Raw genomic sequence first — 10,997 nt, forward strand, 5'->3', positions numbered from 1 at the left:
TGGCGCGGCCGGGGCCGTCGTACGACGCGCAACGGTACGAGACCGTCTCACTCAGATGATGGATCACCCGTGAGCCGAATGATCCATAAGGAATTGGATCAGAAGCGGAACCGGAACCGGAACCCGATCAGGCGAGGGCGACCAGGTCCCTGTAGTCCGGTCCCCACAGGTCCTCGACCCCGTCCGGGAGCAGGATGATCCGCTCCGGCTCCAGCGCCTCGACGGCGCCCTCGTCGTGCGTGACGAGGATGACCGCGCCCTTGTACGTGCGCAGCGCGCCCAGGATCTCCTCGCGGCTGGCCGGGTCGAGGTTGTTCGTCGGCTCGTCGAGGAGGAGCACGTTCGCCGAGGAGACGACCAGCGTGGCCAGGGCGAGACGGGTCTTCTCGCCGCCGGAGAGCACCCCGGCGGGCTTGTCCACGTCGTCCCCGGAGAAGAGGAAGGAGCCGAGGGTCTTGCGTACGGCGACCAGGTCCAGGTCGGGCGCGGAGGAGCGCATGTTCTCCAGGACCGTGCGCTCCGGGTCCAGGGTCTCGTGCTCCTGGGCGTAGTAGCCGAGCTTGAGGCCGTGGCCGGGGACGACCGTGCCGGTGTCCGGCTTCTCGGTACCCGAGAGCAGACGGAGCAGGGTGGTCTTGCCGGCGCCGTTGAGGCCGAGGATGACGACGCGCGAGCCCTTGTCGATGGCCAGGTCGACGTCGGTGAAGATCTCCAGCGAGCCGTACGACTTCGAGAGGCCCTCGGCGGTCAGCGGGGTCTTGCCGCAGGGCGCCGGATCCGGGAAGCGGAGCTTGGCGACCTTGTCGGAGACGCGGACGGCCTCCAGGCCGGCGAGGAGCCGGTCGGCGCGCTTGGCCATGTTCTGCGCGGCGACGGTCTTGGTGGCCTTGGCGCGCATCTTGTCGGCCTGCGAGTTCAGGGCCGCGGCCTTCTTCTCGGCGTTCTGGCGCTCGCGCTTGCGGCGCTTCTCGTCGGCCTCGCGCTGCTGCTGGTAGAGCTTCCAGCCCATGTTGTAGACGTCGATCTGGGAGCGGTTGGCGTCCAGGTAGAAGACCTTGTTGACGACGGTCTCGACCAGGTCGACGTCGTGGGAGATGACGATGAAGCCACCGCGATAGGTCTTCAGGTAGTCGCGCAGCCAGACGATGGAGTCGGCGTCGAGGTGGTTGGTGGGCTCGTCGAGGAGCAGGGTGTCGGCGTCCGAGAAGAGGATCCGGGCCAGCTCGACGCGGCGGCGCTGGCCACCGGAGAGGGTGTGCAGCGGCTGGCCGAGCACCCGGTCGGGCAGGCCGAGGGCGGCCGAGATGGTCGCGGCCTCCGCCTCGGCGGCGTACCCGCCCTTGGTCAGGAACTCCGTCTCCTGGCGCTCGTACTGCTTCATCGCCTTGTCGCGGGTGGCGCCGGCGCCGGTGGCGATGCGCTCCTCGTTGGCGCGCATCTTCTTGATCAGCACGTCGAGGCCGCGTGCGGACAGGATCCGGTCGCGGGCCAGCACGTCGAGGTCTCCGGTGCGCGGGTCCTGCGGGAGGTAGCCGACCTCGCCCGAGCGGGCGATGGAACCGGCGGCGGGCTGGCCCTCGCCCGCGAGGCACTTGGTGAGGGTGGTCTTGCCGGCTCCGTTGCGGCCCACCAGGCCGATGCGGTCACCCTTGGCGACACGGAAGGAAGCGGACTCGATGAGGACGCGGGCGCCGGCGCGCAGCTCGATGCCGGTGGCGGTGATCACGGAAATACTCCAGGGCGGGTCGGGACGGCGGAAGGAGGGCAGGACGCGAAGCTTCGACGCCGCTAATCCGCGAGGAGATTTGCCATGAGAGACATTCTACCGGGGGTGCGCAACTACTTTCCGGGCGCGGGCCGGGCCGTCCGGCCCGCGGGATCCGCTCCCGCGCCTCCCCCGTCCGGCCCAGTGGGCCCCACGGGGTCACCGAGGAGCATAGAGGGACGATCAGGTTGATACTCGCCGCATGGGCGGAGATGCGACCGCGCCTGTTTCACGTGTGGAGGGCGGTGCGGGATGCAGTTCGACGATGACGCCGGTCTCGACAGCTCCGAGGTCAAGGACATGCGCGGCGGCGGCCGCATCCCGGGCGGGAAGGCCACCGTCGGCGGCGGCATCGTCGGTCTGATCGCCCTGGTCGTCGGGCTGCTGTTCGGGGTGGGACCGGAGCAGCTGGGGCTGTCCACCGGGGAGCAGGAACCGGCGCCGGTCTCCTCGTCGCTCAACCAGGTGCAGCGGGCGTGCACGTCGGGGCGGGACGCGAACACGCGCGAGGACTGCCGGCTGGTGGCGGTCGTCCGGAGCACCCAGGCCTTCTGGAAGCAGGAGTTCGCCCGGCGCGGCGGCCGGTACACCCCGGCGTCGACCGTGTTCTTCGAGAACAGGGTGGACACCGCGTGCGGGACCGCGAGCGCGGCGGTGGGCCCCTTCTACTGCCCGGCGGACCGGCAGGTCTATCTGGACCTGGGCTTCTTCGACGACCTGCGGACGAAGTTCGGCGCGACGGGCGGCCCCTTCTCCCAGGCCTACGTCGTCGCCCACGAGTACGGGCACCACATCCAGAACCTGACCGGAACCCTCCAGCGGGCCCAGGACGGACGGCAGGGCCCGAACAGCAACGCGGTCAAGGTCGAGCTGCAGGCCGACTGCTACGCCGGGGTGTGGGCGCACAACGCGACGAACGTCGCGGACGCCTCCACCGGGCGGCCGCTGATCAAGTCCTTGACCGAGGCGGACATCAGGGACGGGCTGGACGCGGCGGCCGCGGTCGGCGACGACCGGATCCAGGAGAGGTTCCAGGGCCGGGTGTCGCCGGAGTCCTGGACGCACGGTTCGGCCGAGCAGCGTCAGCAGTGGTTCCACCAGGGCTACCGGACCGGCGACATGGCCCGGTGCAACACCTTCCGCTGACTGTCGGTGACGCCTGCCATGCTGATGTGACGCGGGTCACCGTCACGAGAGGGAGTGATCGTCATGGCAGGCGTTCCGTCCATCTGTCCCACCCTGGTCTACCGCGACGCGAAGGCGGCCATCCGGCTGTTGACCGAGGCCTTCGGCTTCAGCCAGGTCGCCGTCTACGAGGGGGAGGACGGCTCGGTGCTGCACGCCGAGCTGGCGTACGGCAACGGCATGGTGATGCTGGGGAGTTCGGGCAGGGGTGGGGTGTTCGACAAGGCCATGGAGGGAGCGGGCCCCTCGGGGGTCTATGTCGTGGTCGACGACGTGGACGCCCACCACCGGCGGGCGGTCGAGCACGGCGCGGAGATCGTGATGGAACCCACCGACCAGGACTACGGATCCCGCGACTACACGGCCCGTGACGCCGAGGGCAACGTCTGGAGCTTCGGGACGTACGCGCCGCAGGTCTGACCCCGCGGCGCGCCGCCCCCGCCCTCGTTCTTCTACGGGGTCACTCGCCGCCGGTGTGGACCTGGAAGGCGGCCCGGCGGACCGCCTTGGCCAGCGTCGGGTCGGGGTGGGCGGCGGCGAGCGCGACCAGCACCTGCACCGTGCGCGGATGGCCGACCGCGCGGACCTCGTCCAGCAGCCGGGGGACGGTGGTCCGGACGGCGGAGTCGAGGTGGCGGGCCAGCAGCTCGGCCTCACCGTGGTCGGCGATGGCGGCCGCGGTGTCCACCCAGAGCCAGGTCGACTCCTCGGTGGTGAGGACGTCCTGGGCGTCGTCGGGGTCGACCCCGTCGTGCACGGCGAGCCAGAGCAGGGCGTACGGACGCAGCGTGGGCTCGCGCACGGCGGCGCGCACCTCGGGCTCGGCGGGGGCGCCGACCACGCGCAGCGCCTCGAAGGCGAGGCCGCGCAGCAAGGCGTCCTCGCCGCGGGCGGCCTGCAGCAGCTCGGCCACGGCGTGGCCGACGGGCCGGGCGGCGAGCCACGCCTGGTACTCGGCGCGGGCCGGGCCGGGGGTGAGCCGCGCGCAGCCGTGCAGCATGGCGGCGGCTGACTGCTCGATGTTCCCGGCGGGGCTCTGCGCCGCGACGCAGATCTGCTCCAGCTTGACCCAGACGGCCCAGCTGCCGAGCGGTGTGAGCGTGGCCCGGGCAGGACCGAGGGTGACGGCGTCCACGGCGGCTAGTCCGCCGAGCGCCCAGCGCAGCAGTCGGGCGAGCGGGACGGGGCGGGCCTCCGCGGAGCCGGCGGCGGACGTCAGCGCCACCGTGGGCTCGGACTCGTAGGGGATCTCGCACCGCTCGTCGCGCAGTTCGGTGACGCGCTGCCCGAGCAGGTCGAGCAGGTCGGGGACGGTCACCGGTCCGGCGGAGAGCTGGAGCAGGGAGAGGAGCTGGGGCATGGCCTCGACGACCTCGGCGACGGCCGAGGGGGCGATGTCGGCGGGTGCGGGATGGACCAGCGACCAGGCGTCGAAGAGGGCGACCCAGCCGCGCAGTACGGCGGTGTCGTCGCGGTCCCAGGCGCGCAGCCGCCAGCCGGGCCGGGCGTGGCCGCCGTGCACCTCGACCAGTCCGGCGAGGCGGGCGCGGTCCCAGCCGACCTGGATCTGGCCGGGTGTCAGGCCCAGTTCGGCGGCGGCGCGTTCGACGTCGGCCGCGGGCAGGGCGCCCGTGGGGGCGGGCCGGCCGCCGTCTCCGGCGCCGAGGTTGCGCTCGGCCCAGCGGGTCAGGCGTACGGCATCGGCGAGCGAGGCCCGGGCCCGGTTCGCGAGGTCGGCCGTGGCGGGCGTACCCGCCGGGGGCCTGGGCACGGGCCGGGTGCGTCGGTCGGTCACCGCCTTGCGGGCCGCGGCGACGGAGCGCGGCGAGACGAGTCGGAGTCTGGAGTCGCGAGCCAACTGCTCATCAGGCTTTCGGGACGTCACGGAAGCAGTCTCGCCCGTCACTGGCCGAAAGCCCAAACGGAACCGGTCGTTGCCGCCGCTCACCCGCGGTGCAGACCGGGACAAGCCGCCCGAGGGGCCCGTCCGTCACAGGGCCTTCACATGACGGCTCTTCACGCGGGCGTTCCCGCAGTCCTCCTCGCGAGCCGTTCACGCAGCCTCCGCGGGGACCTCGGCACGGCGTTCACATGAGGGGGATGAGGAAGCGGCGCAGGGCCTCCTCGTAGTCGGCCGGGTCGGCGTTCCACATCGCGCCGTGCCCGGCCCCGGTCACGGTGTGCAGCGTGACGAGGTCGGGTCGGGCGGCGGCGAGTCTGCGGGAGGGGTCCCAGGGGGCGAGCGCGTCGTCCGGGCCGTGGACGATCAGTACGGGCACGCGCAGCGCGCCGGGGTCGGCGCCCGCCCGCCGGCGGTCGGCGCGCAGGCCCGTGAGGCCCTCGGCGGCCCGGGCCGCCAGTGGGAGCACCACGCCGGGGACGCCGCGCGCCGCGGCGAGCCCCCGCAGGGTGGCGTGCCAGTCGAGCACCGGGGAGTCGAGGACCAGCCCGGAGATCCGGTGGGCCAGCGGCGAGCGCTCGAAGGCGTGCAGGGCCATGGTGGCGCCGGTGGACCAGCCGTACAGGACCACGCGGCGGGCTCCGTAGCGCAGGGCGTAGCGGATGGCGGCGTCCAGGTCACGCCATTCCGATTCACCGAGGTGACCGAGGCCGTCCGGGGAGGCGGGGGCGCCCAGGTCGCCCCGGTAGCCGAGGTCCAGGACGGGCATTCGGTGACGGTGCAGGAGGGGCATGACCACCATCGGGTGCTCACGGCTGCTGCCGAGCCCGTGCACGGTGATCACCCAGGTGTCCCGGGCGGCGGGCAGGAACCAGGCGGGCAGGGCGCCGAGCTCCCCGGGGATGTCCACGTCGGCGTGGTCGAGCCCGAGGGCGGTGCGCGGGTTGCCGGCGTACACCTGGGGGGTGAGAGAGACCCGGGTGCCGGGTTCCAGGGTGCCGTGGGTGACGGAGACGAGCCGCCGTACGACCGCGTCCGGGCCGGGGTCGGCGCCCGGGATCACGGGCCCGACGACGGCGTGCACGCCGGGTGCGACCAGGCCGTACGTACCGGGGCGCAGGGAGGCGAGCGAGCGGGTCAGCGTGATCCGGCCGTCGGCGGCGGAGTGGACGCTGAGCCGTGGTCCGCCGGGCAGCGGGCGTCCGGGTTCCGGCCGCAGGGCCGCGGCGGCGGCGTGCCTGCCGATGGCGACGGCAGCCGCGCCGGCACCCAGCAGAGTCGTGGTGACGGCCGCTGCCGTCGCTGTCGCGGTACGCACGGCTCCAGTGTCGGCTCGGGACATCCGGCGGGCCACCGGAGCGGATCCCTCCGCCTTCGGCGCGCGCCGGGCCGACGGCGAGTGATCTGGATCTCTTTCAGCGCCCCGGAGGCGGGATCGTATGCGGGCCGGGCTCCCGGCGGAGAGGTTCACCCACCCGGCTTTGACGTGCATTTATGGCGTTATCTACGCCAGAATCAGGACGAATGGCCCGATCACACCCCGCGCCAGTACACCGCTCCGCCCGCGCCAGTTCATCTTCCGTTCACTCAGATTGCTTACGGTCGCCGAGCCACTGACGTCAAACAGAAGCCTGGGTAAATGGAGCACATAACGCTTCTCCTCGGGATCGTGATCATTACCGCTCTCGTGTTCGACTTCACGAACGGTTTCCACGACACAGCCAACGCGATGGCTACCACCATCTCGACCGGCGCCCTCAAGCCCAAGACGGCGGTGGCCATGTCCGCCGTGCTCAACCTCGTCGGCGCGTTCTTGTCCGTGGAGGTCGCCAAGACGATCTCCAAGGGCCTCGTCAACGAGGAAGGCATCCAGCCAGAGGTGATCTTCGCCGCCCTGGTCGGAGCGATCCTCTGGAACCTCGTCACCTGGCTGGTCGGTCTCCCCTCCAGCTCCTCGCACGCCCTGATGGGCGGCCTGATCGGCGCCGCGGTCGCCTCCGCCGGCATCGGCGCGGTCAACGGCAGCGTCGTCGTCACGAAGGTCCTCATCCCCGCGATCGCCGCCCCGCTGGTGGCCGGCATCGCCGCGTACCTGGCCGCCAAGCTCACCTACAAGCTGGGTGACAAGGTCGGCGAGAAGACCTCCGCCAAGGGCTACCGCGCCGGTCAGATCGCCTCGGCCGGTCTCGTCTCCCTCGCGCACGGCACCAACGACGCGCAGAAGACGATGGGCATCATCACCCTGGCCCTCATCGCCGGCGGCGCGATCGCGCCCGACGCGAACCCGCCGGTCTGGGTCATCGTCTCCGCCGGTATGGCCATCGCGATGGGTACCTACCTGGGCGGCTGGCGCATCATCCGCACCATGGGCACCGGCCTGACCGACCTGCAGCCGCAGCAGGGCTTCGCCGCCCAGACCTCGGCCGCGGCCGTCATCCTCGCCTCCTCGAACCTCGGCTTCTCGCTCTCCACCACCCACGCGTGCTCCGGCGCCGTCATGGGTTCGGGCCTGGGCCGCAAGGGCGGTGTGGTCCGCTGGTCCACCGCGACCCGCATGTTCATCGCCTGGGGCCTGACCCTGCCGGCCGCCGCGCTGGTCTCCGCCGGCGCCGAGCTGGTCATGCGTTCCGGTGACATCGGCATCGCCGGCGTCACCGTCTTCCTGGTCGCCTCCTGCTTCGCCATCTGGGTCATCTCCCGCCGCCAGGTCGTCGACCACCACAACGTGAACGACGTGGAGCCGGCCGCCGCGGAGGCGCCGGGTGTGGTCACCACGGCGATCGCCGCCGTCACCGTCCCGCCGACCGTCGCAGCGGCCGCTACGTCCGCGGCAGCGGCCGCCGGTACGACCGCCGCGGTCACGGACGAGGACCTCAAGGCCACCATCCCGGCCGAGACGACCGCCCCGACGACCGCGCCGGCTCCGGCCGCCGCGGTCTGACCGAGACATACAGAGGAAACGGCAGTATGAAGATCGACTGGGAAGCACTCGGCTCCGTCTTCGGGGTCAGCCTCTCCGCCACGGTCGCCCTCGTGGCCCTGTTCACGCTGGGCCTGGTGGGCCTGTCCAAGCACGAGACCGCCACCGAGCAGGGCGGCACCGCCACCCTCGCCCGCACCGGCGCCTACCTCTGCTTCACGCTCGTCGCGGCGGCCGTGACGTACGGGATCTACCTGATCGTCTCCTGATCCGCCGCCGCAGGGCGGGTCGGGTGTGAAGGCTCCCTCCGGGTTTGTCCCGGGGGGAGCTTTCGTGTTCCCTCCCGTATCCCCTCCCCTGCCGGTTCACCGGTCCCTCCCTCGCCCTCCGTCCCGGCCGCACCGCAGGTCAACGGCGAGTTGACGGGCGTTCGAGGTGCGTGGTGGACTGCCGGAGCCAATACGGCGGCATGGAGAGGAAGTCCGGTGCGAATCCGGCGCGGTCCCGCCACTGTCACCGGAATCGCACGCCGCGCGTGCGTCCCGGGAGCCAGGAACTCTCGCCGCCGGACACGTCGAACCAGGGCGCGGACCCTGAGTGAGGACATACCTGCCACCATGCGTGCCGATCGCGTCTTCGCGTACGGCGCCACGGCGGGCCTGATCGGCGACCGGATCCTCGGGGATCCGCGCCGAGGGCACCCCGTGGCCGCCTTCGGACGGGCCGCCGCCGCCGTCGAACGCTCCCTGTGGCGCGACGACCGCGCCCGGGGCCTCCTGCACACTCTGGTGTGCGCCGGGGGCGCGGCCGCCGTCGGAGCGCTGGGCGCCCGCGCCGTGCGCTCCCGGCCCGCGGCCGCCCGTATCGCCCTGACCGCTGCCGCCACCTGGGCCGTCGTGGGCGGCACCTCGCTCGGCCGTGAGGCGCGCGCCATCGGCGGCGCCCTCGCCGCCGGGGACATCGAGGTGGCCCGGGAGCGGCTGCCCCACCTGTGCGGACGCGACCCGCAGGCCCTGGACGGGCAGCAGATGGCTCGCGCCGTCGTGGAGTCCGTCGCCGAGAACACCTCCGACGCGGTGGTCGGGGCCCTCGTGTGGGGCGCCGTCGCCGGAGTTCCCGGACTGCTGGCCTTCCGCGCCGTGAACACCCTGGACGCGATGGTCGGCCACAGGTCCCCCCGCTACCTGCGCTACGGCTGGGCCTCCGCCCGGCTCGACGACCTGGCCGGCTGGCCGGGGGCCCGACTGACGGCCGTCGCGGCCGTACTGGCCGGCCCCGACCGGCGGGGCGCCGTACGGGCCTGGCGCGCGGACGCCGCCGCGCACCCGAGCCCGAACGCCGGACCCGTCGAGGCCTCCTTCGCCGGGGCGCTGGGCGTCAGACTGGGCGGAACCCTCGCGTACGGCGGCCGTGTCGAGCACCGAGCGGTACTGAACGGCGGGGCGGGGCGGCCGGTGGAGGTAGCGGACATCGAGCGGGCGGTACGGCTGTCGCGGAAGGTGACCTGGCTGGCCCTGGCCGCCTGCGTGGCCGCCAGGCTGCTCGTCTCCCGTACGACACGTATGACACGTACGACACAGAGAGGGCGGCGCGGATGAGCGGCGCGAAGCGCGGCGGCGGTCTGCTGGTCGCGGGCACCACGTCGGACGCGGGCAAGAGCGTGGTCACGGCGGGCATCTGCCGTTGGCTGGCCCGGCAGGGCGTGAAGGTGGCGCCCTTCAAGGCGCAGAACATGTCGCTGAACTCCTTCGTGACGCTGGAGGGCGCCGAGATCGGGCGCGCCCAGGCGATGCAGGCCCAGGCGGCCCGCGTGGAGCCGACCGCGCTGATGAACCCGGTGCTGCTCAAGCCGGGCGGGGACCGCAGCAGCCAGGTGGTGCTGCTGGGCAAGCCGGTGGGCGAGATGAGCGCCCGCGGGTTCTTCGGGGAGGTCGGGGGGTCGTCCCCCGGGAAGGCACTGCGCGGCGGGCGCCAGGAGCAGTTGCTCGGCATCGTCACGGACTGCCTGGAGCAGCTGCGGGGCACGTATGACGCCGTGATCTGCGAGGGGGCGGGGAGTCCGGCCGAGATCAACCTGCGCCGGACCGACATCGTGAACATGGGCATCGCGCGGGCCGCGCGGTTCCCGGTGGTCGTGGTCGGGGACATCGACCGCGGCGGGGTCTTCGCGTCCTTCTTCGGGACGACGGCGCTGCTTTCCCCCGGGGACCAGTCCCTGATCGCGGGATACATGGTCAACAAGTTCCGCGGCGACGTGTCGCTGCTGGAGCCGGGCATGGAGATGCTGCGCGGCCTGACGGGCCGGGCCACGTACGGGGTGCTGCCGTTCCAGCACGGCCTGGGCATCGACGAGGAGGACGGTCTGCGGGTCTCCCTGCGTGGGGCGGTACGCGAGTCCGTGGTCGCGCCGCCGGTGGGCGAGGACGTGCTGAGGGTCGCCGTGTGCGCGGTGCCGCTGATGTCGAACTTCACGGACGTGGACGCGCTCGCGGCGGAGCCGGGGGTCGTGGTGCGGTTCGTGGACCGGGCCGAGGAACTGGCCGACGCGGACCTGGTCGTCGTACCGGGCACCCGGGGCACGGTGAAGGCCCTGGACTGGCTGCGGGAACGGGGGCTCGCGGACGCGCTGCTGCGGCGGGCCGCCGAGGGGCGGCCGGTGCTGGGCATCTGCGGCGGGTTCCAGGTGCTGGGCGAGCGGATCTCGGACGAGGTCGAATCGCGGGCGGGCGAGGTCGACGGCCTCGGGCTCCTCCCCGTACGGGTCCGCTTCGAGCGGGAGAAGACCCTGGCCCGGCCGGTGGGTTCGGCGCTGGGCGAGGCCGTCGCGGGCTACGAGATCCACCACGGCGTGGCCGAGGTGCTCGGCGGCGAGGCCTTCCTGGACGGCTGCCGCGTCGGGTCGGTGTGGGGCACCCACTGGCACGGATCGCTGGAGTCGGACGGCTTCCGCCGGGCGTTCCTGCGGGAGGTGGCCGCAGCCGCCGGGCGGCGCTTCGTCCCGGCGCCGGACACCTCGTTCGCCGCGCTGCGGGAGGAACAGCTGGACCTGCTCGGTGACTTGATCGAGGAACACGCGGACACCGCCGCGCTGCTGCGGCTGATCGAGGACGGCGCCCCGGCCGGCCTTCCGTTCCTGCCGCCGGGCGCCCCGTGACGGCGGCGGCCCCGCGTGGGCTGTCCCCCACCCGCCCTTCCACCGTTCCCCGGGGCTGCGCCCCGGACCCTTG

Annotated in this window: 9 protein-coding genes and 1 riboswitch; of the genes, 6 read left to right on the forward strand and 3 right to left on the reverse strand. The window is 72.9% G+C overall.

Annotated elements, in window-relative coordinates:
* Nucleotides 1-127: 127 nt before the first annotated feature.
* Nucleotides 128-1,726: an ABC-F family ATP-binding cassette domain-containing protein gene (locus ACWGIU_RS16610; protein ID WP_453706438.1), complete on the reverse strand. Its 1,599-nt coding sequence runs from the start codon at nt 1,724-1,726 to the stop codon at nt 128-130.
* Between the two features lie 291 nt (nt 1,727-2,017).
* Here ACWGIU_RS16610 and ypfJ point away from each other — a divergent pair, with 291 nt between their 5' ends.
* Both ypfJ and ACWGIU_RS16620 read left to right on the forward strand, forming a co-directional pair.
* Entirely contained in the window at nt 2,018-2,911 is an 894-nt protein-coding gene (gene ypfJ / locus ACWGIU_RS16615; RefSeq protein WP_453706440.1) for a KPN_02809 family neutral zinc metallopeptidase, read from the forward strand.
* A gap of 63 nt (nt 2,912-2,974) precedes the next feature.
* Nucleotides 2,975-3,370 carry a VOC family protein gene (locus tag ACWGIU_RS16620; protein ID WP_453706442.1) on the forward strand — a complete coding sequence of 132 codons (396 nt, stop codon included), beginning with the start codon at nt 2,975-2,977 and terminating at the stop codon, nt 3,368-3,370.
* A gap of 40 nt (nt 3,371-3,410) precedes the next feature.
* On the opposite strand, the gene ACWGIU_RS16625 is transcribed toward ACWGIU_RS16620, so the two are convergent.
* A complete protein-coding gene (locus ACWGIU_RS16625; protein WP_453706444.1) occupies nt 3,411-4,835 on the reverse strand; it encodes a hypothetical protein in 1,425 nt (474 codons plus the stop codon).
* Nucleotides 4,836-5,037: 202 nt separating this feature from the next.
* The gene (locus ACWGIU_RS16630; protein ID WP_453706446.1) at nt 5,038-6,168 is read right to left on the reverse strand and encodes an alpha/beta hydrolase family protein; all 1,131 of its coding nucleotides are present in this window, start codon (nt 6,166-6,168) and stop codon (nt 5,038-5,040) included.
* 321 nt (nt 6,169-6,489) lie between these two features.
* On the opposite strand from ACWGIU_RS16630, the gene ACWGIU_RS16635 reads away from it, so the two are divergent.
* From ACWGIU_RS16635 to ACWGIU_RS16650, 4 genes are all read left to right on the forward strand, one after another.
* Nucleotides 6,490-7,791, forward strand: a complete 1,302-nt coding sequence (locus tag ACWGIU_RS16635) for an anion permease (protein WP_453706448.1) — start codon at nt 6,490-6,492, stop codon at nt 7,789-7,791.
* Between the two features lie 26 nt (nt 7,792-7,817).
* Nucleotides 7,818-8,039 (forward strand): hypothetical protein, encoded by a 222-nt coding sequence (locus ACWGIU_RS16640; protein WP_453706450.1) that lies wholly within the window; start codon nt 7,818-7,820, stop codon nt 8,037-8,039.
* Nucleotides 8,040-8,197: 158 nt separating this feature from the next.
* Nucleotides 8,198-8,350, forward strand: a riboswitch (cobalamin riboswitch).
* Nucleotides 8,351-8,387: 37 nt separating this feature from the next.
* Entirely contained in the window at nt 8,388-9,368 is a 981-nt protein-coding gene (locus ACWGIU_RS16645) for a cobalamin biosynthesis protein (protein ID WP_453706452.1), read from the forward strand.
* Nucleotides 9,365-10,924 (forward strand): cobyric acid synthase, encoded by a 1,560-nt coding sequence (locus ACWGIU_RS16650; protein ID WP_453706454.1) that lies wholly within the window; start codon nt 9,365-9,367, stop codon nt 10,922-10,924. The genes ACWGIU_RS16645 and ACWGIU_RS16650 overlap by 4 nt, the downstream gene beginning before the upstream one ends.
* The last annotated feature ends 73 nt before the right edge of the window (nt 10,925-10,997 follow it).

The organism is Streptomyces sp. NPDC054840 (assembly GCF_053611065.1).

Excerpts from the sequence above, each read along its gene's own strand:
- ypfJ (WP_453706440.1), top strand. The coding sequence starts at position 2,018 with ATGCAGTTCGACGATGACGCCGGTCTCGACAGCTCCGAGGTCAAGGAC.
- ACWGIU_RS16620 (WP_453706442.1), top strand. The coding sequence starts at position 2,975 with ATGGCAGGCGTTCCGTCCATCTGTCCCACCCTGGTCTACCGCGACGCG.
- ACWGIU_RS16635 (WP_453706448.1), top strand. The coding sequence starts at position 6,490 with ATGGAGCACATAACGCTTCTCCTCGGGATCGTGATCATTACCGCTCTC.
- ACWGIU_RS16640 (WP_453706450.1), top strand. The coding sequence starts at position 7,818 with ATGAAGATCGACTGGGAAGCACTCGGCTCCGTCTTCGGGGTCAGCCTC.
- ACWGIU_RS16645 (WP_453706452.1), top strand. The coding sequence starts at position 8,388 with ATGCGTGCCGATCGCGTCTTCGCGTACGGCGCCACGGCGGGCCTGATC.
- ACWGIU_RS16650 (WP_453706454.1), top strand. The coding sequence starts at position 9,365 with ATGAGCGGCGCGAAGCGCGGCGGCGGTCTGCTGGTCGCGGGCACCACG.